18 protein-coding genes are annotated in these 25612 nt (G+C 56.9%); 14 read left to right on the plus strand and 4 right to left on the minus strand.

Annotated elements, in window-relative coordinates:
• Positions 1-50: 50 nt before the first annotated feature.
• Both feoB and G5332_RS03575 read left to right on the plus strand, forming a co-directional pair.
• A complete protein-coding gene (feoB, locus tag G5332_RS03570; RefSeq protein WP_266135580.1) occupies positions 51-2324 on the plus strand; it encodes a Fe(2+) transporter permease subunit FeoB in 2274 nt (757 codons plus the stop codon).
• Entirely contained in the window at positions 2321-2560 is a 240-nt protein-coding gene (locus G5332_RS03575) for a FeoC-like transcriptional regulator (protein ID WP_005350974.1), read from the plus strand. Before feoB ends, G5332_RS03575 begins: the two co-directional genes overlap by 4 nt.
• Positions 2561-2659: 99 nt before the next feature.
• On the opposite strand, the gene G5332_RS03580 is transcribed toward G5332_RS03575, so the two are convergent.
• Positions 2660-3310, minus strand: a complete 651-nt coding sequence (locus G5332_RS03580) for a DUF2913 family protein (protein ID WP_421171945.1) — start codon at positions 3308-3310, stop codon at positions 2660-2662.
• 98 nt (positions 3311-3408) lie between these two features.
• Positions 3409-4704, minus strand: a complete 1296-nt coding sequence (locus G5332_RS03585; protein WP_421171946.1) for a DEAD/DEAH box helicase — start codon at positions 4702-4704, stop codon at positions 3409-3411.
• Positions 4705-4985: 281 nt separating this feature from the next.
• Between G5332_RS03585 and G5332_RS03590 the strand changes: the two genes are divergently transcribed.
• The 5 genes from G5332_RS03590 to G5332_RS03610 all read left to right on the plus strand — a co-directional run bounded on the left by G5332_RS03590 (position 4986) and on the right by G5332_RS03610 (position 8556).
• Positions 4986-5612 (plus strand): O-methyltransferase, encoded by a 627-nt coding sequence (locus tag G5332_RS03590; protein WP_323071141.1) that lies wholly within the window; start codon positions 4986-4988, stop codon positions 5610-5612.
• A gap of 32 nt (positions 5613-5644) precedes the next feature.
• Positions 5645-6040, plus strand: a complete 396-nt coding sequence (locus G5332_RS03595) for a nuclear transport factor 2 family protein (protein ID WP_041208475.1) — start codon at positions 5645-5647, stop codon at positions 6038-6040.
• A gap of 270 nt (positions 6041-6310) precedes the next feature.
• Positions 6311-7084: an amino acid ABC transporter substrate-binding protein gene (locus tag G5332_RS03600; RefSeq protein ID WP_263084026.1), complete on the plus strand. Its 774-nt coding sequence runs from the start codon at positions 6311-6313 to the stop codon at positions 7082-7084.
• 57 nt (positions 7085-7141) lie between these two features.
• Entirely contained in the window at positions 7142-7798 is a 657-nt protein-coding gene (locus G5332_RS03605; protein WP_421231216.1) for an amino acid ABC transporter permease, read from the plus strand.
• Entirely contained in the window at positions 7795-8556 is a 762-nt protein-coding gene (locus G5332_RS03610) for an amino acid ABC transporter ATP-binding protein (RefSeq protein WP_107682170.1), read from the plus strand. Before G5332_RS03605 ends, G5332_RS03610 begins: the two co-directional genes overlap by 4 nt.
• Before the next feature lie 134 nt (positions 8557-8690).
• Here the strand turns inward: G5332_RS03610 and G5332_RS03615 are convergent, their stop codons facing one another.
• A complete protein-coding gene (locus G5332_RS03615) occupies positions 8691-10106 on the minus strand; it encodes an FAD-dependent oxidoreductase (RefSeq protein ID WP_005346752.1) in 1416 nt (471 codons plus the stop codon).
• A 12-nt stretch (positions 10107-10118) separates the two neighbouring features.
• Positions 10119-14576 carry a glutamate synthase large subunit gene (gene gltB, locus G5332_RS03620; RefSeq protein WP_421311118.1) on the minus strand — a complete coding sequence of 1486 codons (4458 nt, stop codon included), beginning with the start codon at positions 14574-14576 and terminating at the stop codon, positions 10119-10121.
• A 611-nt stretch (positions 14577-15187) separates the two neighbouring features.
• On the opposite strand from gltB, the gene G5332_RS03625 reads away from it, so the two are divergent.
• The 7 genes from G5332_RS03625 to G5332_RS03655 all read left to right on the plus strand — a co-directional run.
• A complete protein-coding gene (locus G5332_RS03625) occupies positions 15188-16117 on the plus strand; it encodes a TIGR01212 family radical SAM protein (RefSeq protein ID WP_216953332.1) in 930 nt (309 codons plus the stop codon).
• 351 nt (positions 16118-16468) lie between these two features.
• Complete coding sequence (locus G5332_RS03630; RefSeq protein WP_266135586.1) at positions 16469-18613, plus strand: type I secretion system permease/ATPase; 2145 nt, start codon at positions 16469-16471, stop codon at positions 18611-18613.
• Entirely contained in the window at positions 18606-20039 is a 1434-nt protein-coding gene (locus G5332_RS03635; RefSeq protein ID WP_266135587.1) for an HlyD family type I secretion periplasmic adaptor subunit, read from the plus strand. The genes G5332_RS03630 and G5332_RS03635 overlap by 8 nt, the downstream gene beginning before the upstream one ends.
• A 37-nt stretch (positions 20040-20076) precedes the next feature.
• A complete protein-coding gene (locus G5332_RS03640; RefSeq protein ID WP_216953335.1) occupies positions 20077-21402 on the plus strand; it encodes a TolC family outer membrane protein in 1326 nt (441 codons plus the stop codon).
• Between the two features lie 138 nt (positions 21403-21540).
• Positions 21541-22293 carry a transglutaminase-like cysteine peptidase gene (locus tag G5332_RS03645; protein ID WP_254204305.1) on the plus strand — a complete coding sequence of 251 codons (753 nt, stop codon included), beginning with the start codon at positions 21541-21543 and terminating at the stop codon, positions 22291-22293.
• 3 nt (positions 22294-22296) lie between these two features.
• Positions 22297-24222, plus strand: coding sequence for an EAL domain-containing protein (locus G5332_RS03650; protein ID WP_216953336.1), 1926 nt, complete (start codon positions 22297-22299; stop codon positions 24220-24222).
• A gap of 269 nt (positions 24223-24491) precedes the next feature.
• A partial coding sequence (locus G5332_RS03655) for a retention module-containing protein (protein ID WP_421259581.1) occupies positions 24492-25612 on the plus strand: 1121 nt, incomplete at its 3' end.

Genomic DNA, 25612 nt, shown 5'->3' on the forward strand with positions numbered 1-25612 from the left:
GGCTTGCCACACGCGCGGCGGGTTCAGAAGAAAATAGAGGTAGAGCTGGTATGAATTATTCCCTGGTAACGGTAGGTAACCCCAATAGCGGCAAGACCTCCCTGTTCAACGCCCTGACCGGCGCCCGCCAGCAGGTAGGCAACTGGAGTGGCGTCACCGTCGACAAGAAGATGGGTGAGTTCAGCGCGGGTGAGCATCACTTCAAGCTGATGGATCTGCCCGGCATCTATAGCCTGGCGGGTCAGGATGGCAGTCTGGACGAGCAGATCGCCAGCCGCTTTGCCCAGGGCCAACAACCCGACCTGCTGCTCAACGTCATCGACGCCGCCAATCTGGAGCGCTCCCTCTACCTCACGCTGCAACTGCGCGAACTGGGCCTGCCCATGGTGGTGGTGCTCAACAAGCTGGATATCCTGCAAAAGCGCCGCATCGTCATCGACGATAGCAAGCTCGGCAAATCCCTCGGTTGCCCTGTAGTGGCCCTCTCTGCCCACAACAGCAAGCAGGTTGCCGCCTTCAAGCAGCAGATCCGGCAGTTTATCGGTCAGCCGCAAGCAGCCTTGCAACTCGATTACGGCCAAGAGCTTGAAACCGATCTGGCGGAGCTGGAGACCCTGCTCGCCCCGCATCACCTCACTACCCGTGGCCGCGCCCTGCGCCTGCTGGAAGAGGATGCGGTGATGCAGGAGACCCTGCTGCCCGGTCAGCAGGCGGCCGCCGCCAATGTGGTAGCTCGCGCTCATCAAGGGCAGGATATCGACCTGCAACTGGCAGATATCCGCTACGGCCATATCCACCAGTGGGTACAACAGGCTCGCCAGCAGAAGGGCAAGCTCACCGAGGCCCAGAGTGAGTGGCTGGATCGGGTGCTGCTCAATCGCTGGATTGGCATCCCCTTCTTCCTGTTTGTCATGTACCTGATGTTCATGTTCGCCATCAAGGTGGGCAGCGCCTTTATCGACTTCTTCGACATCATGGGCGGCGCCCTGTTTGTCGATGGGGTGCACCACCTGCTGGGGCTGATCAATGCCCCCGAATGGTTGGGCGCCATTCTGGCTGACGGCTTCGGGGTTGGTTTGCAGACCGTGGCCACCTTTATTCCGGTGATTGGTTGCCTCTATCTGTTCCTCGCGGTACTGGAGAGCTCCGGCTATCTGGCCCGCGCCGCCTTCGTGGTGGATGCCCTGATGCGCCGCCTCGGCCTGCCGGGCAAGGCGTTCGTGCCGATGCTGATGGGCTTTGGCTGTACCGTCCCCTCGGTGATGGCGACCCGTACCCTCAACTCCGAGCGGGAGCGGCTGATGACCTCCGCCATGGCCCCCTTCATGTCGTGCGGTGCCCGTCTGCCGGTTTACGCCCTGTTTGCGGTGGCCTTCTTCCCTGAATCAGGCCAGAACCTGGTGTTCGGTCTCTACCTCATCGGTATTCTGGTGGCGGTGCTCACTGGCCTGCTGCTGCGCAATACCCTGCTGCCGGGCAAGAGCGACTCCATGGTGATGGAGATGCCGGATTACGAGTGGCCGCGTCCGGTCAACGTTGCCATCAAGACCTGGCAGAAGCTCAAATCCTTCGTCTTTGGCGCCGGTAAAACCATCGTGCTGGTGGTTGCCGTGCTGAGCGTGCTTAACTCCCTGGGTACCGATGGCAGCTTTGGCCATCAGGAGCAGGAGAGCTCGGTCCTTAGCAAGATCAGCCAAGCGGTGACCCCGGTGCTGCACCCCATCGGTGTGCGCGATGACAACTGGCAGGCTACGGTCGGTATCGTCACCGGTATCTTCGCCAAAGAGGCGGTGGTCGGTACCCTCAACAGCCTCTACGCCGGTGGTGGCGCAGATGAAGAGGAGGCGAGCGAGTTCTCGCTGGTGGCCAGCTTCCATGAGGCGATCGATGCCGTGGCAGCCAATCTGGCGGAGATCAACCCGAGCGACCCTATGGGGCTTGATGTTGGCAACCTCGACGACCAGAAAGCTGCCGCCGAGGCGCAGGAAGTGGATGTCTCCACCTACGGCAACATGCAGACCCACTTCGATGGGGCGGCTGGTGCCTTTGCCTACCTCTTGTTCGTGCTGCTCTACATGCCTTGCGCCGCCGCCATGGGTGCCCTGGTGCGGGAAACCGGTCGCCAGTGGGCCCTCTTTACCGCGGCCTGGTGCAACTATATGGCCTTTATGTGCGCGACCCTCTTCTATCAGGTGGCCACCTTCGCCGCTCATCCGGAGCAGAGCCTGTTCTGGATCGTCAGCTATGGCCTCTCTCTGGTACTGCTCTGGTGGGCCGGTCGCCGTCACGGTGACATCGTCGCCCGCAAGGTGGTGACCTTATGATCCTGCGCGAGCTGGGGGATTACCTCGCCGCGCAGCAGAAGGTGAGCCGGCGTGATCTGGCTCGCCACTTCCACACCTCGGAAGATGCGGTGGAGGCCATGCTCGGCGTCTGGATGCGCAAGGGGCGGGTCATCAAGCGCGAGAGTCGGGTCTGTGGTGGCAGTTGCTGCGGCAAGAGCGAGGAGGTGATGTTCGAGTGGTGTGACGCGGGCCAGATTGGCATCAAGATCCGCTAAACGACTACCCAACCTCATCACCAAACATCGAACAATAAAAAACGGCAGGCCCTGCTTTAAATGAGGGTCTGCCGTTTTTATTGCTGCACACTGGCGGGATCAGGCGCTCTGGCGAGCCTCGCTCAGCAGTGCCAGCGCCGGTTGGGCGTTGTTCGGCATCAGCCGGTAGGCTTTGTGGTGTTTGACCAGGGTGGTCTTCTTGTTGCCCTGGCTCAGCAGCAGGCCGTGCTTGAAGGCCGCCTCGGCCAGCACCTGCTCATCACCGCGCACATAGAGGGTGAGGGGTTTGACAAGCTCACCGTCCTCGATATGGCCTTCATATTCGCTATGGCTTACCACCAGACTCGCTTGACCGCCCGATTGCAGGCGCAGCTTGGCGTTCACCTCGCTCTCGGTCAGCACCAGCCAGCCTGCCGCCGTCAGATCCTCCAGCAGGGCCGCCAGCTTGGCTCCCAATTGCTGCGGATTGGTCATGGCGCACTGGTATTGGAAGGCGATGCGCTCCAGCAATCCCTTGAGATCGGCGCCCGCACCCAGCGTGCGGCCAAGCTGCACCCAAGCTTTCAAATCTTCCATCACCAGACGGGAGAAGCGCTTCTCCTTGAGGGAGTCGGCCATCCAGGTGCAGAGAAAGTGGCTCTCTTGCGCCGGAGTGCGCTTGCCCGCCTTTTGCTCGGCGGTGCGGGCCAGTTCGGCCAGGCTCTGGGTGGCCATCTCGAGCAGGGCCTGATTGTAGGTCGGAGAGGTCATAAGCAATCCTTGAGTTGACCACCAGGGGTCAACACCGATGACAGAGATGGCAAAGGCGCCAGTGGCGCCTTTGCGGTTCAATAGAGCAACTGTCCGCCTTATTTCGGCTGGCGGGGCTTCTTGGCGGCGGCCAGACGCTTGAGGCGCTGACCCTGCAGCTTGGCTTCGGCCATCACCTGGGCCACGGCGTTATCTTCACGCTGCGGACGCTTGCCGAAGCGGCGACGCTCCTGCAGCTGTTTGATCAGCTCGTCACGGCTGCTCACCTCATAGCCCGGTACCATGATGCGGCGGATCTTCTGGCCGATCAGGGCCTCGATCTCCAGCAGGGTACGCTCCTCTTCACGGCTGACGAAGGAGATGGCCATGCCGCGCTTGCCGGCACGACCGGTACGGCCGATGCGGTGCACGTAATCTTCCGCCAGGAACGGCAGATCATAGTTGACCACGTACTCCAGATCCGGAATGTCCAGACCACGGGCTGCCACCTCGGTGGCGACCAGTACCCGTACCTTGCCTTCCATGAATTCGCGCAGGGCGCGGCGACGGTTGCCCTGGGCCTTCTCGCCATGGACAACGGCGGACTTGATGCCGTCGAGGTTCAGCTCCTCGACCAGCACATCACAGCTCTCGCGGGTACTGGCGAACACCAGCACCTGCTGCCAGTTCTGCTTGCCAATCAGCTCGGAGAGCAGCTCGCGCTTGCGCTTCTGCTCGACCGGATAGACGGTGTGGCTGACGGTGTCGGCGGTGGAGTTCTGCTTGTTGACGCTGACGATCTGCGGTCTGTCCAGCATCAGGTTGGCCAGCTTCTTCACCGCGTCGGAGAAGGTGGCGGAGAAGAGCAGGTTTTGACGGGTCTTGTTGACCGCTTGCAGGATCTTCTGCACATCGGCACTGAAGCCCATGTCGAGGATGCGATCTGCTTCATCCATCACCAGACACTCCACGGTGGAGAGGCTGAGGTTGCAGGCGGTGAGGTGCTCCAGTAGACGGCCCGGGGTGGCCACAATGATGTGAGCGCCCGCTTTGAGCTTCTTGGCCTGCACGTCCTGCTTGCCACCGCCGACGATGGTGATGGTGGTGACATCGAGATACTTGGCGAAGTCATTGATGTTGCTCGCCACCTGAGCCGCCAGCTCGCGGGTCGGGGTCAGGATCAGCACCCGGGCGTTGGAAGGCTGGACCGGCGCCGGATTGTCTACCAGACGCTGCAAGATGGGCAGGGCGAAGGCGGCGGTCTTGCCGGTACCGGTCTGGGCGCTGGCCAGCACATCGCGGCCACGGCGAATGGCCGGGATCGCCTGTTGCTGCACAGGGGTCATCTCCTGATAACCGCACTCCGAGACTGCGCGCAAAATCTCGGGGGCAAAATCGAATGCTTCAAATCTCATATCGGTTTCCTGTGATCCAACTGGATTGTGTTCGGCTTGACAAGCCGGCATGGGCGAACGGTCGCGGATTGCCACTGGTGGCCGACCCTGATAAAGCATCAGCGCAGCCTGAAAATGGCGGGCGCGAAGTGTAACAGATAGGCGCAGCAAATTCTGCCTCAATTGGCCAGAGTTTTTTATCGGTTTTTTTAACCGGCGCAAGGTTTTGGTCGCCGCCATTTGACTCCAAAAATGCCAGCCGTAAGGATAGTGGCTATTGATAGTCATGAAAGGAGAGGGCGATGACCGGGTGCGAGCGCGGTTTGCCACTGCAGACGGCGAGGGCCAATACCCCCCTTGAGCGTCTGAAGCAGGCGCTGGAGCAGTTTGGCGAGCAGCACGACCTGGCGCAGACGGATCGCGCCGACAAGATGCTCAACATTACCCGCGATACCGGCGAGTTGCTGGCGGTTTTGGTGCAGACCCGCGGGGCGCAGGCGGTGCTCGAGATCGGCACCTCCAACGGTTACTCCACCCTCTGGCTGGCCGAGGCGGTGGCCCGGCTCGATGGTCATGTCACGACCATCGAACGGGATGAGAGCAAGCGGGCACTGGCGCAGGCCAATTTCGAACAAGCCGGTCTTGCCGGGCGGATCACCCAGCTGGCCGGGGAGGCGGGAGCGCTGTTGCCCACCCTGCCATCGGCGGGCTTCCCGCTCATCTTTCTTGATTCCGATCGCCGGCAATACCGGGTGTGGTGGCCGCAGTTGCAGCGTCTCTTGCCCCCGCGCGGCTTGCTGGTGGTCGATAATGCCATCTCTCATCGGGAGGAGCTGGCGGAATGGATGGCTGAAGTGGCGCAGGATCCCCGTTTTGTCACCTCGCTGGTGCCGGTGGGCAAGGGGGAGTGGCTGGTGGTGAGAGTGTGAGCAACCTGAACATGAAGAGGGAGGTGGCAGTGATGAAACCGGTGGCAGTGGTGGAAGCTTACTGGCAGGCAATGCAGAGCAATGATTTTGCCAGAGCGGCGCGATGGCTGGGGGATGAGTTTGTCTGTGACTGGCCGCAATCGGGGGAGCGGATCCTCGGGCGCTGCAACTTTGTCGAGATCAATCGCCGTTATCCGGCCGCCGGGCCGTGGAGTTTCACCATAGTCCGCCTGCTGGCACAAGGAGACGAGGTGGTGAGCGAAGTGCAGATCACCGATGGGGTCGTGCATGCCCGGGCCATCACCTTTCATCGGGTCGAGGGCGATCGCATTGTGCAGCAGACCGAATATTGGCCGGAACAGTATGAGGCCCCCGCCTGGCGCCGTCCCTGGGTGAGCAAGCTAACCCGCACGCCAGAACTCGTCTAAAAAGAGCGCCGCCGGTCACTCTGATGGCTGGCGGTGTTTGCCATGTTCAAGCCATCCCACCCTCGTTATCCATTATTTCGCTAAATATCACCATATTTCATGGTTTGGACATGGGATATGGCGCGATATGTTTTGCCTAAGCCAGCTCGATATTTGCAAGGCATACATCTGAGTTTTTAGATATTTGCATCATCCATGCAAGAGACGGTTTCATTAATATGGTTGTCGTTGGCGACTCATGGGAAATAAAAATATAACGAGGTAAATAATATGAACAAGTGGCACACTCTCTTTTTACTGGCATCCCTTCCGTTGACCTTGGTGACTTCTGCCGAGGCACAATCCTCCCTTGCGGCGATTCAGCATAGTGGCGTGATCAAGATTGGTACCGAAGGGGCTTATCCTCCGTTCACCTATCACGACAAGAGCGGCAAGCTGGTCGGCTTTGATGTGGAGATTGGCGAGCTGATTGCAAAAGGCCTTGGGGTGAAGCCGGAGTTTGTCGAAGGCAAGTGGGATGGTCTCATCGCCGGGGTGGATGCCAAGCGCTACGATCTGGTGCTCAACGAAGTGGCCATCACCCCGGAGCGGCTGAAAAAGTATGATTTTTCAGATCCCTACATCACCTCCAAAGCGGTGATCGTGGTGCACAGCGATAATCACAGCATCAACAGCTTTGCGGATCTGAAGGGTAAGAAATCATCCCAGTCCCTGACTAGCAACTTTGCTCAGCTGGCGAAATCCTCGGGCGCCGAGGTGGTCGCCACCGAGGGCTTCAACCAGTCACTACAGCTGGTGCTGACCGGGCGAGTGGATGCCACCATCAATGACAGCCTCTCGTTCCTCGACTTCAAGAAACAGAAACCGGATGCCAAATTGAGGGTGGCGGCGACCGAGGCGAAGGGGGATCAATCGGCAGTGTTGCTCGCCAAGGGACAGCCGGAATTGCTGGCCGCTATCAATCAGGCACTGCGCACTGCCAAACAGGATGGTAGCTACCAGAAAATATCTCTTAAGTATTTTGGTACTGATGTCTCGCAATAATATTGCCGGAAAATAATAACTAGCGAGGTAATTAACGTGCCAGCCTGGTTGCAGTTAATGATCGACTCTTTTTGGCCCCTGCTTAGAGCGGGGCTTATTTTTACCGTGCCACTGACCCTGATCACCTTTGTCTTGGGAATATTGCTCGGCTTGCTGGTGGCGCTGGCCAGATTATATGGCCCGACACCATTGGTGGCACTGGTTCGTTTTTATGTCTGGCTTATTCGTGGTACGCCGCTGCTGGTGCAGCTCTTTCTGATTTTCTATGGCTTGCCGAGTGCTGGCATTGTGCTGGATGCCTTCACCGCCGCGGTGATCGGGTTCACCCTCAACATCGGCGCCTACAGCTCTGAGATCATCCGTGCCACTCTGGCGGCGATCCCGAAAGGGCAGTGGGAGGCGGCCTATTCGATTGGCATGAACTGGCCCCAGGTGATGTGGCGGGTGATCCTGCCGCAGGCGGCGCGCATTGCGGTGCCACCGCTTTCCAACACCTTTATTTCGCTGGTGAAGGACACCTCGTTGGCGGCGGCAGTGACCGTGCCTGAGCTGTTTCAGGCGGCCCAGCGGCTCGCCTCTGTCACCTATGAGCCGCTGATCCTTTACATAGAGACGGCCATCATCTACCTGCTGTTTAGCTCGGTGCTCTCCACCTTGCAAGACCGGCTGGAGCGCAAGTTGACCCACAAAGAGACCCGGGAGGTCGCCCTATGATCCGGTTGCGTGGTATCGAGAAGCAGTTTGGCGGGCAGCGGGTGCTCAAGGGGATCGATCTTGCCATGGTGGCGGGCAGTGTGACCGCCCTGATTGGCCCCTCGGGCAGTGGCAAGAGCACCCTGTTGCGCTGTGTCAATGTGCTGGAGCGGCCGGATGCGGGGCACTTGGTGTTGGGGGGGAGCGAACTCGATTTTTCTCACCATCTGCCTCGCCAGAGCGTGCAGGCATTGCGCCAGCAGACCGGCATGGTATTCCAGAATTTCCAACTGTTCCCGCACATGACGGTGCTGGAAAACGTGATTGAGGGGCTGGTGACCGTGTTGAAGTGGCCAAGAGCGAAAGCGGAGGTGCGCGGCTTGCAACTGCTCGACAAGGTGGGGCTCAGGCACAAGGCCGAGGCGGTGCCTGCCACCCTCTCCGGTGGCCAGCAGCAGCGGGTTGCCATTGCGAGGGCGCTGGCGCCATCGCCCAAGGTACTGCTCTGTGATGAACCCACCTCGGCGCTGGATCCCGAGCTTGCCCAGGAGGTGGTGACGGTGCTGCGCCAGCTGGCCCGCGAGGGAACCACCATGCTAATCGCCACCCACGATCTGCGGCTGGCCGCCCAGATAGCGCAGCAGGTGATCTTTCTGGAGGCGGGTGAGGTGGTGGAAGCAGGCAGTGCACGCCAGATGTTCACCACTCCCAAGCGGGCGCGTACCTTCGAGTACATCTCCACCCTCACCGAGCGGTTGCCGGAGAGCTGGAGCATCTAGCCGCTCCCCGGACGGGAGCGATAGGTGATAAGTCGCCAGCGAGAACACCGAGCCTTAAATTCCTAGCCTCAAAAGAAGAGCCCCGCATTGGCGGGGCTGATTGTGAAAGTGCATCAGGGTCTTGGCCGGTCGGATCAGACCGCCAGATAGTCCATGATCCCTTCGGCCGCTTTGCGCCCTTCGTAGATGGCGGTCACCACCAGATCGGAGCCGCGTACCGCGTCGCCACCGGCGAACACCTTGGGGTTGCTGGTCTGGAAGGCATACTCCGCCTGCTCGCGGGCCTTGATGCGATCCCGGTTGTCGAGCTCGATGCCGAACTCCGCCATCCAGGGCTGGGGGTTGGGCTGGAAGCCAAACGCCATCACCACTGCATCGGCGGCCAACACCTGCTCTGAGCCCTCGATGACCACCGGATTGCGGCGGCCATTGGCATCGGGTTCACCCAGCTCGGTGCTCACTACTTTGATGCCGACGGTGCGACCGCTGGCATCCAGCTCGACCGCTACCGGTTGCAGGTTGAACATGAACTCAACCCCCTCCTCGCGGGCGTTTTTCACCTCCCGCTTGGAGCCCGGCATGTTCTCCTCGTCGCGGCGATAGGCGCAGATCACCTTGGCGGCTCCCTGACGGATGGCGGTACGCACGCAGTCCATGGCGGTATCGCCACCGCCCAGCACCACCACCTGCTTGCCGGCGAAGTCGATGTAGTCGGCTTGTGCCTTCTCGAACCCCAGCAAGCGGTTGGCGTTGGCGATGAGGTAGGGCAGGGCGTCATAGACGCCCGGCGCCTCTTCGTTGGCAAAGCCACCCTTCATGTACTTGTAGGTACCGACCCCGAGGAAGACCGCATCGAACTCGCCGAGCAGATCGGCGAAGGTGATGTCCTTGCCCACTTCGGTCTCGAGACGAAACTCCACACCCATCCCCTGGAAGATCTCGCGGCGACGCTGCATCACCTCTTTTTCCAGCTTGAAGGAGGGGATACCGAAGGTGAGCAGGCCGCCAATTTCGGGATATTTGTCAAACACCACCGGGGTGACGCCGTTGCGTGCCAGCACATCGGCACAGGCAAGACCCGCCGGGCCGGCGCCAATAACGGCGACCCGCTTGCCGGTCTTGACCACGTTCGAGAGGTCGGGCTTCCAGCCCATCTCGAACGCCTTGTCGGTGATGTACTTTTCGATATTGCCGATGGTCACCGCACCGAAGCGATCGTTGAGGGTACAGGAGCCCTCGCAGAGGCGATCCTGCGGGCAGACCCGACCGCACACTTCCGGCAGGCTGTTGGTCTGGTGGGAGAGCTCCACCGCCTCCAGAATGCGCCCCTCTTTGGCCAGTTTCAGCCAGTTGGGGATGTAGTTGTGGACCGGACACTTCCACTCGCAATAGGGGTTGCCGCACTCGAGGCAGCGATCCGCCTGCATCTGTACCTGCGGCTGATTGAAGGACTCGTAGATCTCCACAAACTGGATTTTGCGGATCTTGAGCGGCTTCTTGGGCGGGTCGACCCGCTGGACATCGATAAACTGAAATACGTTCTGGCTCATAGGGTTCCCTCCTTATTGCGCCTGGATTCTGAGTTCTGCACTGGAACGGCTGGTGTGACCCAGCAGCGATTTCACGTCGCTGGACTTGGGTTTGATCAGCCTGAACTTGGGCACATAGGAGTCGAAGTTGGCCAGGATCTCCTCGGCGCGCGAGCTGCCGGTCTCATTGAGGTGCGCCGTGATGATGCCGCGCAGGTGCTCCTGATGGATGGCGAGATCCGCCACGTCCAGCAGTTCCACCAGCTCGGGGTTAGTGCGCTTGGCGAAGTTGCCGCACTCGTCGAGCACGTAGGCAAAGCCGCCGGTCATGCCCGCCGCAAAGTTGACGCCGGTCTGACCCAGTACGGTGACGATGCCGCCGGTCATGTATTCACAACCGTTGTCGCCAATTCCCTCGACCACCGCCAGGGCGCCGGAGTTGCGCACCGCGAAACGCTCGCCGGCAGTGCCAGCGGCGTAGAGTTTGCCGCCGGTGGCGCCGTAGAGGCAGGTGTTGCCGATGATGGCCGCTTCATGGGATTTGAACGCCACGCCGACATGGGGCTTGATCACCAGCTTGCCGCCGGTCATCCCCTTGCCCACATAGTCGTTGGCGTCACCGGTGAGGATCATCTCGAGGCCGCCTGCGTTCCAGACGCCGAAGCTCTGGCCTGCGGTGCCGTTGAAGTGCACCTTGACCGGATCGGCCGCCATCCCCTGATTGCCGTGACGTTTGACTATCTCACCCGAGAGGCGCGCACCCACCGAGCGGTCGGTGTTGCGAATGTCGTAGCGGAACTCGCCGCCGCTTGAGGTTTCCACCGCTTCCAGCAGATCTTCCACCATCTTGAGGTTGAGCGGCCCCTTGTCGAAGGTGGGGTTGTGCTGCTGGCTGAACAGGCTGGAGCCTGCCGGAGCAACCGGACGGGCCAGAATGCCGGAGAGATCCAGCTTGGCCTGACGAGCGGTGAGGCCGGGCAGGGCTTCCAGCAGATCGGTGCGGCCAATCAGGTCGGTCAGCTGGGTGACGCCGAGCTGGGCCATCAGCTCGCGGGTCTCCTCGGCGATGAACTTGAAGTAGTTCATCACCATCTCCGGCAGGCCGGTGAAGTGCTCGCGACGCAGCTTCTCATCCTGAGTGGCAACGCCGGTGGCGCAGTTGTTCAGGTGGCAAATACGCAGGTATTTGCAACCGAGCGCCACCATGGGGCCGGTGCCAAAGCCGAAGCTCTCGGCGCCGAGGATGGCCGCCTTGATGATGTCGAGGCCGGTCTTGAGGCCGCCATCCACCTGCAGTCGCACCTTGTGGCGCAGACCGTTGGCGACCAGCGCCTGCTGGGTCTCGGCCAGGCCCAGCTCCCACGGGGAGCCGGCATATTTGACCGAGGTGAGGGGGCTCGCGCCAGTGCCACCGTCATAACCGGAGATGGTGATGAAGTCGGCATAGGCCTTGGCCACGCCGCAGGCGATGGTGCCGACGCCAGGCTCGGAGACCAGTTTCACCGACACCAGACAGCTTGGGTTGATCTGCTTGATGTCGAAGATGAGCTGGGCCAGATCCTCGATGGAGTAGATGTCGTGGTGCGGCGGCGGCGAGATCAGGGTCACGCCGGGCACGGAATAACGCAGCTGGGCGATCTGGGCGGTGACCTTGTCACCGGGCAGCTGGCCACCTTCGCCGGGCTTGGCACCCTGAGCCACCTTGATCTGCACCACATCGGCGTTCATCAGGTAGTGGGGGGTGACGCCAAAGCGGCCGGAAGCTACCTGCTTGATGCGGGAGTTCTTCTCGGTACCGAAGCGCTTGGGATCTTCGCCACCTTCGCCGGAATTGCTCTGACCGCCGAGGCGGTTCATGGCGACAGCCAGTGCCTCGTGGGCCTCAGGACCGAGGGCGCCGATGGACATGGCGGCGGAGTCGAAGCGGGGGAACAGCTTGTCGGCCGGCTCAACCTGATCCAGCGCGACCGGATTGTCGACCTTCTTCAGGGCCAGCAGGTCACGCAGGGTAGAGACCGGGCGCTCGTTCACCAGGCGGGCGTACTCCTTGTAATCGGCATAGTTGCCGGAGCGCACCGCGGTTTGCAGGGTCTGCACCACATCCGGGTTGTAGGTGTGGTACTCACCGCCGTGAACGAACTTGAGCAGGCCGCCGTGGGCAAGAGGCTTGCGGGCCAGCCAGGCCTGACGGGCGAGCTTGAGCTGATCCTGCTGGATGTCGGCAAAGTCGGCGCCCTGAATACGGCTTGATACGCCACGGAAACAGGTCTCGACCACGGCTTTGGCCAGACCCACCGCTTCAAACAGCTGGGAGCAGCGGTAGCTGGCGACCGTGCTGATGCCCATCTTGGACATCACCTTGTAGAGCCCCTTGTTGATGCCGTTGCGGTAGTTGACCATCGCCTGGCGCAGGGACATGGTGAGCACGCCCTCTTCAACCTGTTTGGCCAGGGTTTCGTAAGCGAGATAGGGGTAGATGGCGGTCGCGCCAAAGCCCAGCAGCACCGAGAAGTGGTGCGGGTCACGGCAGCTTGCAGTCTCCACCAGAATGTTGGCGTCGCAGCGCAGGTTGTTGTCCACCAGGGTGCGCTGTACCGCGCCCACCGCCATGGCGGCCGGGATCGGCAGGGTATCGATGCTGATGTCGCGATCCGACAGCACCAGCAGCACGGTACCGCTCCTGGCGGCAGTCTTGGCCTCCTCGCAGATGCGCAGGATGGCGGCCTCCAGCCCCTCTTCGGGCTTGAAGTTGAGGCTGATCACCTTGTGCCGGTAGTACTCCCCTTCCAGAGCCAGCAGCTGGTGGAAGTCGGAGTAGAGCAGGATCGGTGACTGGAACAGCACCCGGTGGGCGTGGCCGAAGGTCTCGTTGAAGACGTTCTGCTCGCGACCGATACAGGTGGCGAGCGACATCACGTGGTTCTCCCGCAGCGGATCGATGGGCGGGTTGGTCACCTGCGCAAACATCTGGCGGAAGTAGTCATAAAGGGTGCGTGCGCTGGAAGAGAGTACCGCCATCGGGGTGTCATCCCCCATGGAGCCCACCGCTTCCTGACCATTTTCACCGAGAACCCGGATGATCTGGTCCAGCTCCTCGAAGGAGTAGCCAAACAGCTTCTGATAGGTTTTAAGTTGGTCGTCGGAGAATTCGCGGCTACCGGTCTGGCTATCGTCCATCTGCTCGAAGGGGACCAGTCGGCGGCAATGTTTGTCCATCCACTGCTTGTAGGTGTGGCGGGTCTTGAGATCGTCATCGATCTCGAAGCTGGTCCACACCTTGCCGTTGCTGGTATCCACCACGAACAGCTCGCCCGGGCCGACCCGGCCCTTCTCCAGCACTTCGTCCGGGGTGTAGTCCCAAGTGCCAACTTCGGAGGCGAGGGTGATGAACTTGTCCTTGGTGATGACGTAGCGGGCCGGACGCAGGCCGTTTCTGTCAAGGGCGCAGGTGGCGTAGCGGCCATCGGTCATGACGATACCAGCGGGGCCATCCCACGGCTCCATGTGCATGGAGTTGAAGTCGTAGAAGGCGCGCAGGTCGTCATCCATGTTCGGGTGCTTTTGCCATGCAGGCGGGATCAACAGGCGCATGGCGCGGAACAGGTCCATACCACCGGCGAGGAAGAGATCCAGCATGTTGTCGAGGCTGGAGGAGTCAGAGCCGGTGGTGTTGACGAAGGGAGCCGCTTCCTGCAAATCGGGAATGAGCGGCGTCGCAAATTTGTAGCTGCGCGCTTTGGCCCACTGGCGGTTACCGGCGATGGTGTTGATCTCGCCGTTGTGGGCCAGATAGCGGAACGGCTGGGCCAGCGGCCAGCGCGGGCTGGTGTTGGTGGAGAAACGTTGGTGGAAGACGCAGATGGCCGCCTGCATACGGATGTCGGCGAGATCCAGATAGAAGCGCGGCAAGTCCACCGGCATGCACAGCCCTTTATAGACGGTGACCAGGTTGGAGAGGCTGACCACATAGAAGTAGTCGTCGTTGACGCGCTTTTCGATGCGGCGACGCACGATATAGAGACGGCGCTCGAGATCCTTGTCGACCCAGCCGGGCGGGGCGTTGACAAAGACCTGTTCAATGCTGGGCAGGGAGGCTTTGGCGATGGTACCCAGTACGTTGGTATCGACGGGCACCTTGCGCCAGCCGACCAGACTCAGGGTCTCTTTTTCCAGCTCTTCGTCGATGATGTCGCGGGTCTGCTGGGCCAATACGGGGTCAGGGTTGAGAAACAGCATGCCGACCGCATAGTTGCGGCCAAGGTGCCATCCCTTCTCCTCGGCGACAGCTCTGAAGAAGCTGTCCGGTTTTTGCAGCAGCAGACCGCAACCATCGCCGGTCTTGCCATCGGCGGAGATCCCGCCGCGGTGCTGCATGCGAGCCAATGCTGACATCGCGAGACGGACAAGCTTGTGGCTGGCTTCCCCTTCCATGTGGGCCAATAGGCCGAAGCCACAGTTATCCCTCTCCAGCTTTGGATCATATAGTGACATTGCATTTCTCCCTTGCTCGGCCTTGTATCGCACAGTCATCACCTGACTGCATAAATTGCGATTGGCTCTTGTGGTTCCGTCTGCCTGACGTGGCGAATCTCCAAACTAATGGGATTTTCTGGCGAGGTCAATCGCAGGTCAGGTTTGTCTTCATGGTTACATTCGCATAACAAAATGTCGGGTTAGGGGGATTTGCTCGCAGTTATGTAGTTTTTATTCTGTATAGTTTGATTTTGTTGGTTAAATATATCGTCATTGACGGGCTCAATGGTGTGCTCGGCGACGATGGGCGAATGTAGTAATTTTACCAACCCGATGTGGCTGACAGCGGAAGGGATCACATTTTCAATATCCCATGCTTGCAATTGTGTGCTGTCGGGTCTCTTTGAATTTTTCATTGTTCAACAGTGGGTTATCAGGTCTCATTTTCATATGGATGTTTACTGTTTGAATCGTCAAAGAACAGTAAAAATCCTTTTTTTGCGCTTTTTCTCTATATTTATTCAAAATTGGTCGGGTATTTATATGTTTTACTCTCTCCGCTAGCTTGATCCAGCTCAGCCCCTGTTTTGCGCAAGCTCGTACAATGGCGCTCCTTTAGCGGAGGTGTCATGCAGTTACACGAACTCGTCAATACATTCGGTCAGGATCTCAAGCAGCGTCATGGTCAGAAGATCCACAAACTCTCCATCCACGGGGCCTTCACCTGCCCGAACCGTGACGGCACCCTGGGCCGTGGTGGCTGCACCTTCTGCAACGTTTCCTCTTTTGCCGACGAGTCGGCTCAGCAACTCTCAGTGGTGCAACAACTGCTGGCTCGCCGGGACGAAGTCACCCGTGCCAAGCGCTATCTTGCCTATTTTCAGGCCTATACCAGCACCTATGCCGAGGTCGAATATCTGCAGCGGATGTATGAAGAGGCGCTGTCGGTGAGCGATATGGTGGGGCTCTGTGTGGGCACTCGCCCCGATTGCGTGCCGGATGCGGTGCTGGATCTGTTGGCGGGCTATCAGGCCCGGGGCTACGAGGTGTGGCTGGAGCTCGGGCTGCAAAGCGCCAACGACAAGACTCTGCAACGGATCAACCGCGGCCACGGTTATGCCGCCTATGAGGATGCGGTAAGACGTGCCCATCAGCGCGGCATCAAGGTATGTGCTCATCTGATCGTCGGCCTGCCGGGCGAGGTGTCGATGGACAGCCTCGATACCCTGCATCGTATCGTTGGGACCGGTGTTGAGGGGATCAAGCTGCATCCGCTTCATGTGGTAGAGGGCAGTACTCTTGGCAAAGCGTGGCAAGCGGGGCGGCTTGAGGTATTGACGCTGGAGCAGTATGTGGAAGCCGCTGTCGCCATGATCCAGCACACACCACCCGAGGTGGTGTATCACCGGATTTCGGCATCGGCGCGCCGCCCAACCCTGCTTGCTCCCGCCTGGTGCGAGAATCGCTGGACTGCGATGGCGGACATTGCACGAGCACTCTCCTTGAGTGGCCCTCAGGGTCATGCACTGGGAAGACCCTTCATACTTCCTGACCTATAATTGAGTTCGTAATTATTATTTTCACGTAAAACATAGGGTTATATAAAAAGTTCATACCATAAACTATAGTTTTGGTACCTGCAGGTTGATATAGTGATGCGCCACAATAAATGCCATTATCAATTAACACCTCCATTTACCTGAGGGAGGCGTCGGCATGATGCCCACAGGCTGGTTTTACCAATCATCATGCAAGGAAAATTGGTGGTGAGTGTCACGATGTATCCGGATAGGTTTATTCCCTGATCAGGCTCATCTGTGGGAGGGGGCTCGTTTTTAGAGTCGCTATAGCAGGAAAATATGAGTGATACCCCTCTCGTATCGACCTTATTAATGCAGTGACGGGATGCTATGCAAGCAGAAACAAGTCGTATCGATGAGTTATTGGAGTGTCTGGTCTTCTTGACCCGCTTTTATGGTGTGCCCAACAGCCAGGATGCCCTGACGACCGGGTTGCCACTGGTCTCCGGACGACTGACTACAGCACTCTTTTGTCGTGCTGCCGAGCGGGGCGGGCTATCTGCCCGTGAAGTGATCCAGCCGCTTGATCAGATCTCTCCCTTGCTGCTGCCCTGCGTATTGCAGATGCGTAACGGTGGCGCCTGTATTTTGCTGGAGTGGAACGAAGATCGCAGCCAGGGGAAAGTGATTTTCCCGCAGGCAGGTGATGCCGCCCAATGGCTGACTGCTGCCCAGCTGGGTGATGAGTATTTGGGGCGTCTCTTTTACGTTAAGAAGCAGTTCAAATTTGACGAGCGCTCTCCCAAGGTGCTGGAGACCCGTGATGGCCACTGGTTCTGGAGCACTTTGTTTGAATCTCGCGGAATCTATCGCGATGTGCTGATCGCCTCCATTCTGATCAACCTGTTTGCCATCGCTAGCCCCCTCTTTACCATGAACGTCTATGACAAGATTGTGCCCAATCTGGCATTTGATTCGCTCTGGGTGCTGGCGGTCGGGGCCATGGTGGTCTTTACCTTCGATTTTGTGATGCGGCAGTTGCGCAGTTACTTTATCGATATCGCTGGCAAAAAGTCTGATGTGCTGCTGTCCGCCAAGATTTTCGCCAAGGTGATGGGCATGCGGATGGAGTCTCGTCCCGCTTCCACCGGCGCTTTCGCCAAACATCTGCAGGAATTTGAATCGGTGCGGGAGTTTTTCACTTCCGCGACGGTTTCTACTCTTATCGATCTGCCTTTTGCCGTCTTCTTCCTTTTTATTATCTGGATGTTTGCCGGTGTGATGGTGGTGGTCCCCATCGTCGCCATGCTGATCCTGATCGCCTACAGCTTCTATATTCAAGAGCCGCTCAAAAAGTCCATCGAAGAGGGTTCCCGGCTGGCCTCTCAGAAAAATGCCAACCTGATCGAAAGTATTTCCGGGCTGGAAACGGTCAAAATCTTTGGCGCCGAGAGTCTGTTCCAGCACCGTTGGGAGCAGGCTGTTTCCCATATTTCCACCTGGGGTGTACAAACACGGCGAATTACCAACTCCATGTCGTCACTGGCCAGTTATATCCAGCAGGTGGTGACGGTCGGTCTGGTGATTGTCGGTGTTTACCAGATCTCCGAAGGCTTAGTCACCATGGGGGGGATGATTGCTGCCGTGATGCTCTCCAGCCGTGCCATTGCGCCCATGGTGCAACTCTCAGTGTTGTCGACCCGTTATAACCAGGCCAAGTCTGCACTGGATATTCTGGAAAAAATCATGCAAACCCCGGGTGAGCAGGAGGAAGGCAAGCAATATATCCATCATCCGGTGATTGCCGGTCGAATTGAATTCGAAAATGTTTCGTTCAAATATCCAGGAATGGAAACCAGCACCCTGCACCATATCAATTTGCGTATTCAGCCGGGTGAAAAGGTGGCAATTATCGGCCGGATTGGGGCGGGTAAAACGACCCTCGAGAAGTTGTTGATGGGGCTGTATCGGCCGACTGACGGTTCGGTCCGGATCGATGGTTTCGAAATAGACCAGTTGCCTCCCTCGGTGATTCGTCGCAATATCGGTTGTGTTCCCCAAGATGTCATTCTCTTTTTTGGTTCGGTGCGAGACAACATCATGCTGGGTAATCCGCTGGTGGATGACGTGAGAGTCTTGCGTGCTGCCAAGCGGGCGGGCGTCACCAATTTTACCAACCGTGATCCCAACGGATTGGATCGGCAGATAGGTGAGGGTGGCCGTCAGCTTTCCGGTGGCCAGCGTCAGTCGATCCTGCTGGCACGCGCCCTGCTCAATGATCCCCCCATTCTGGTGATGGATGAGCCTACCTCCAACATGGACAACCAGTCCGAGATGCAGGTCAAACAGGAGCTCGCCAGACTGGGCCCGGAAACCACCTTGATCCTCATCACCCACAAGACCTCGATGCTGGATGTGGCCTCGCGAGTTATCGTCATCGAGCAGGGACAGATTGTGGCAGATGGTCCCAAAGAGGTGGTGTTGCAGCAGTTGAAGGAAGGCAAGGTGCGCGTGCAGGAGGTGTCCCATGGTTAAGGGGCTCATGAACTGGTTAAAACGCAGCAAAAATGCGCCTTCCGGTGATGTATTGCCGGCACCCGAGCATCTGGAGTTTGTCGATGACGGCGCGGCAGCTGTGTTGCTTACTACCCCAACCGGTGCCCGCATCCTGTTATGGTGCTGTTTCCTCTTTTTCATGAGTGCCATCGTCTGGGCTGCCTGGGCCGAGCTGGATGAAGTCACCGTGGGTCAGGGCAAGGTGATCCCATCCCGCCAACTACAGGTGATCCAGAATCTGGAAGGGGGGATAGTCAAAGAGATCTTCGTCAAAGAGGGGGATATCGTCGAGAAGGGACAGCCGCTGCTGCGCATCGATGACACCCGTTTCCGCTCCGATTTTCGAGAGCGTGAGCAGGAGCTGGTCACTCTGAAAGGAGATATTGCACGGTTACGGGCCGAAATGGCCAGTGTTGAGGTTAAAAATGATCCCGCACTGGGGTGGCGTGAACAGGTAGTGGTGGGAGAAGCGCCAATTCAGTTCCCGGATGGCTATGAAACCGTCTTTCCCGAATATGCCAACCGTGAACGCTCGGTACAACGGGATCGCCTTAATAACCTGAAGAACCAGCTCTATATTCTTGGTCAACAGATCGAGCAGAAAGAGCAGGAACTGATTGAACTGAATGCCAAGATCCGCACAGTAAATCGCAGTGTGGATCTGGCCAGACAAGAGCTCAATATTAGCCGTCCACTGGCAAAAGAGGGTATAGTGCCTCAAGTGGAGCTAATTAAGCTGGAGCGGCAGGTCAACGAGATGCAGGGGGAGCTGGAGAGCAACCGTCTGCTGATACCAAAACTCAATTCGGTGTTGCGTGAGACTATTTCCAAGCGCAATGACATAGCGCTGAAATTCCGTGCTGACTCCCAGACGGAACTGAATGAGAAGCAGGGGCGACTTGGCCAGTTGTCAGAAGGGCAGGTTGGCTTGCGAGATAGGGTTGATCGGACCAGCGTGATTGCTCCGCTCAAGGGCACCATCAAGAAACTCAAGATCAACACCCTGGGCGGCGTGGTGCAGCCCGGCATGGATTTGATGGAGATAGTGCCGCTGGAGGACACCTTGTTGGTTGAAGCCAAGGTGTCGCCGAAAGATATCGCCTTCCTGCGACCGGGGCTGGATGCCATCGTCAAGATCACTGCCTACGACTTTACAATCTATGGAGGATTGCATGGCAAGGTTGAACAGATAAGTGCGGACTCGATCCAGGATGAGGAGGGGAACTCCTTTTATCTGGTTCGGGTGCGTACCGAGAAGAGTTACTTGGGCGATGAGCTTAACGCACTTCCCATCATCCCCGGTATGTTAGCCAGTGCTGATATCATTACTGGTAAAAAAAGTGTCCTAGACTATTTACTTAAGCCGATTTTACGGGCTAAGCAGTCGGCACTGAGAGAACGATAAGCCAACAATCTAAAAACAAAACATGACTGGAGATAACATGAAAAAAACGATTGTTGCCATGCTGGTCAGTGGCATCACCCTGATCCCTAGTTTGGGTCAGGCCCAGACTCTGGAAGAGTCGGTGGCACAGACACTCGCTACGCATCCCAAGATCAAGGAAGCGTTTGATCTCTACCAGGCACGCCTCTATCAGCATGATGGCGCCAAGGGTGGCTATTATCCAACGATCGATCTGCGTGGCGGCGTAGGCTATGAAAAGACTGACAGCCCTTCTACCCGGGCTGCTGGTTCAAACAGCAATATTGATGACTCCATGACTCGCAAAGAGGCTGGGCTCAGTTTGCGGCAGATGTTGTTTGATGGCTTTGATGTCAGCAACAACGTCTCCCGAACTGAAGCTGAAGCCAACGCCCAGCGTCTGGCGATGATCTCCGAAGCAGAGAATACCGCGCTGCGAGTGGCTGAGGTCTACCTCAATATGCTGCGCCAGCAGGAGATCCTGGAACTCTCCAAACAGAACCTGGAAACCCACGAACAGATCCGTAGCGACATTCAGAAACGGACTGATTCAGGGCTTGGTTCTACTGCTGATCAGACCCAGATTGATGGTCGTGTTGCCAGGGCCTACGCCAACCAAGCCGCCGCTGAAAACAACTACCGTGATGCGGAAAGCGAGTTTATTCGGGTGGTTAACGAGGTACCAAAAGATCTCGTTCAACCGGTACCTAATGCCGAGTTGGTCCCGGCTAGTCTCGATACTGCCCTGAAAACGGCGACAGAAGTTCACCCGACCCTGCTCTCATCCCTGCAAGATATTGAAGCGGCCAAGTATCAGCATGAAGGTGCTAAATCCGGTTTCTACCCTAACGTCACTTTTGAAGTGGACCAAAACTGGAATGAGGATATTGATGCCGTTAAAGGTCGCAATGACGATCTGACAGCTATGGTGCGGATGCGTTACAACCTGTTCCGAGGTGGTTCTGACGTAGCCGAGAGCAATGCAACTTCGGCACTGTACTCTCAGGCGAAAGACATTCATCTGAATGCATTTCGTCAGGTAGAAGAGGGAACCCGTTTGGCATGGAATGCGAAAGAGTCGCTGGCCAAACAGAAAACCTTCCTTAAAGAGCATGTGGATGCAAGCTACGATACCGTTCAGGCATACAAGAAGCAGTTTGGCTTGGGTCAGCGAACCTTGCTGGACGTATTGAACACCGAAAACGAATTGTTCGAAGCGCGTCGCAGTTATATCACTGCTGAGTATGATGCATTGCTGGCGGACTATCGCATCCTCAATGCGACTGGAAGTCTGCTCAACGCATTTAGCGTCAAGCAACCCGCTGAATGGCAGCCCAGGCAATAACCGTTTGCCAATGATCCCGCCGGGATAATGATGAACGCCAACATGGTGACTGCAGCTGGCAGTCACCATGTTTGGCTAAAGCAGGTGGTTGCGCGGTTTTTGAGGAGTGCAGAAGCAATCATGCAGCAGGCATATGACGTGACACTCCAGCGTGGTACCGGAGGCAGATGGTATGATCTCCTCAATAAATGGAGATACCGATCTCTACGTACTCTGCGCCACTCCTTATGGATCCTGCTGTTACCCTTCTCACTTTTGCTCTGTGCCAGCCAGCCTCTGCCACAGGAAGACCTCAACTTGATCAAGCGGGCGGAGCAGACCTATGGCGCCAGAGCTGGCAAGCGTGTAACCAGTTGGCGCATGCTGGTGATGGAAACGAAGGGAAAGGCACTGAGCGAGACGAAAAAGCTCGAAAGAGTGAACAACTTTTTTAATCAAATGCGCTTTGTTGATGACATCAAGTTGTGGCGCAAGAAAGATTACTGGGCAACCCCGCTCGAGTTTCTGGGAGCTGCCGGAGGAGATTGCGAAGATTTCAGTATTGCCAAATATTCCACACTACTGGAATTGGGGATCCCGGATGAAAAAATGCGGATGGTTTATGTCAAGGCCCTTGATTACAACCAGTTCCACATGGTGGTGGCATATTATGAGACACCCTCTTCGGTTCCGGTTATTTTGGATAATTTGATAGGCTCTATTCGACCCGCTACCCAACGGCGAGATTTGGTACCTATCTATAGTTTTAACGGTAGTCACTTGTGGTTGATGAAGGCGCGAGGCCAAGGGGAGCTGGCTGGCCAATCATCTCGCTTGGGATTATGGAATGATTTACGCAATCGCATGACATCGGGGCGATTGGCTAGGCCTGTGGTGAATTTGGATGATTAACCTATGACGCTTTATAGACAGTTATTGGCCACCATGTTGCTGTTGTTTGGACTATTGTTTGCAGCTACTTATTGGGTGCAATTCAATTCGACACGAACTTATCTGGCACAACAGCAGGAAACAACGGTAATCAACACCGCTACGTCACTGGGACTGGCATTAACCCCTTATCTTGAAAATGGCGACAAGGTGGGAGCTGAGTCGGTGATTAAGGCCATATTTGATGGTGGTTATTACCGTATGGTTCGTCTTGACCTGCTTGCGTCGAAAGATGTGATTGAAGAAGAAAACAGCAGCCGTATTCAAGGTGTACCTGACTGGTTTATTGAACTTGGCTTGTTTCCGGAAGTATCCAATGAGTCAATTCTGACGTCTGGCTGGCTGCAACTTGGCAAGCTCAAGGTGGTGGGCCACCCAGGACAAGCCTATCACGAACTGTGGGCAGGGATGAGCGAACTGGCGACCTGGTTTGTGATTGGATTTTTGGTAACCACGATCTTGCTTATGCGTGCACTTAATTTCCTGTTAAAACCGCTCAAGCAGATTTGTGAGCAGGCCGTCGAGATTGAATTGCATCATTTTGGGCATACCATTCCAGAGCCCAAGACCTATGAATTGAAGCAGGTTGTACAAGCGATCAACATCTTATCCGGAAAGTTGGCGGTGCAATTCAAAGAGCAGGCCGACGAGGCGGAGAAACTGCGTGAACGAGTTTATGTGGATGCCGTTTCTGGCTTGGGTAATCGAGCCTATTTTGTTGGTCAGGTTAATGCCTGGATTGCAGAATCTGGCCAAGGGGGCATCATGTTGGTTGCGGTAGATATGCTCGATGATATCTACCGTGATGAAGGTTTTGCTGCCCGTGATAATATGGTCAAATCTATAGCACAAATCTTACGCGAACAGCTTAAGGGATGGGATGGTGCAGCTGTGGCGCGGATATCAGCGACCGAATATGCTCTGCTCTGCCCGACAGATGATTTGGGTCAGCTTAAGGAGTTGGCAGAAATTATCAATTCTCGTATTGCTGATCTGGTCGTGAACCCAATGGCGGAGGGTAATCCTCTCTCCGTCATTGGTATTGCAGGCCGTGATGGTAATGATGATCTCTCAGTCCTGTTGACTAAAGCGGATAATGCACTCGGCAAGGCGCGTAATGAACGCCGTGGTGCTGTTGTCATGGAAGGGGGAGCCGAGCAGGGGTTGATGGGGCGCTTGGCATGGCGTGATTTGGTTCAGGATGCTATTTCGCATCACCTCTGGCGATTCAAGGCTCAGCCAGCTTGCCGATTTGATAACGGGGCCAGGTTGCATGCCGAGTTGTTTGCATCTATCTCTCGCGATGGCACGGACTATTTTGCCGGTCAGTTTTTGCCTGCCATCGAACAGTTCAAATTGGGGGGCGATTTTGATCAGGCAATACTTGATGCATGTGTTCCCTTACTGCACAAACAAGCGGATCTAGTGCTGGCAATTAATATAACGGCAGGTTCGCTTTGTTCGGATGAGTTTTTGACCTGGCTGACGCACTATCTGGTCGAACATGGCGAATTGAAAGAACGGCTGTTATTCGAGATACCCGAGGCAGCCATTATGAAGCACAAAGATCATGTGGCCGCTTTGGTAGGCGCATTGCAGGTCCATGGTTTCCAGTGGGGGGTTGACCACTACGGCCGTCACTTCCAGTCACTGGGCTATCTGGAGGAGTTAGCGCCTGCCTATGTCAAGGTGGATCACGGTTATACCAGTCAGGTCATGGAGCCGGGTGCTGACACCTCATTCTTGGCTGCAGTGTGCCGAGCTGCGCACAATGCCGGTGTGACCACCATTGCAACCCGCGTCGAAGATCAACATCAAGTGGAACTGCTTTCCAAGTTGCATATCGATGGTTATCAGGGATTTGTGCATCCTGCTTTCCCCTTGTCTTGATTGATATGTGCACTGTAGAAATGGCCCCGAATGGGGTCATTTTTTATATCAATACAATATATTTTTTGATTTTTTTATTATCAAATTAATATGGGTGCTATTTGGTTCCATTTTTATCGTTATGATTTTGATGAAGAAAAAATAACCTTTCGATTTTATTCTCTATATCGGTTTGAGGGCAGTCAAACCTATAGATTATTGCAACGGAAAAGCACGTTATCTCCCTCTACGGTGTAGACATCAAGATCTGTCACGTTGGAGCAATGGATATGCGCACCCAAATCATCGACAAGTCCGTGGTTGTCTCAGCTATCGAAGGGGATGTGGAGATTGTGCTGGCTGATGGCAGCAGTCGCCCCCTGCAAAAGGGGGAAATACTCCAGCCCGGTGCCAAATTGACCATAGCGGAGGATGCCAAGCTTGTTCTTTCCCCCTATGACGATACACCAGCGCAGAATGTACCCACCGGTTCCGAATTAGCAGAACCGGGACAACCGCAAGGTGGTGCCAGCACGGAGGGCGCTCCTTCTGACATTGCTGCATTGCAAGAGTCAATTTTGCAAGGCGTTGACCCGACGCAAAACTTTGAGGCTTCAGCAGCAGGTGGTGCACCTGCTGCCGGTGGTGGCGGTGGTATTGGCGGGGTAGCAGGAGCAAGCGGCAATGGTGGCTTTGTCACCATTGATAGAACCGGTGATGCGACCATTGCCGAGGCCGGTTTTGATACCAATTATCAGGCTGAACCCATTATCAACACTGAGCAAGCGGCTGAACCACTGTTAGAACCGGAGCCACTAACTAATCTCTTGTTGGATGAGAGTGAAGTATCTTCGATGGATGAAGATAACCCTGTCAGTGGTGATCTTTTGGCCAACAGCTCCAACCCGGATGGTCCCTTGGCTCAATCCATCATCAGCTATAGCTGGGGTAGTAATATTGATGTTCCCGCAGGTGTTACATCGACCCTTACTGGCATTGGTACGCTGATCATCAACAGTGATGGCTCTTTCACCTTTACCCCCGCTCCTGACTATTCTGGTGCAGTTCCTACAGTGAGTTATCTGGTCACCGATAGTTCTGATGTTGTTACTTCGACCTTGACACTGATAGTGACGCCACAAGGTGACCTCGACTTCAACGTCGAGGCGCTGAATGCGGGTGCGACCGAAACGGATGGCACGGTACAGGTGCTGCTGACCAACACGGTGAGTATCAGCGATGGCGACGGGTCAGAGACCTGGACCAGCCTGGTGTATACCTTCAACAATTTGCCTGCGAATACCACTGCAGTGGGTGGCACCCTGGTGGGTAACGTCCTGACAGTGAACGTGGTGGCGGGGGCATTGCCGCCGGCGTTCGGGCTGGTGTTCCCGGCGGACTATTCGACGGC

It is taken from the genome of Aeromonas sp. 603757 (genome assembly GCF_049171255.1).
GTDB classification, from domain to species: Bacteria; Pseudomonadota; Gammaproteobacteria; order Enterobacterales; family Aeromonadaceae; genus Aeromonas; species Aeromonas veronii_A.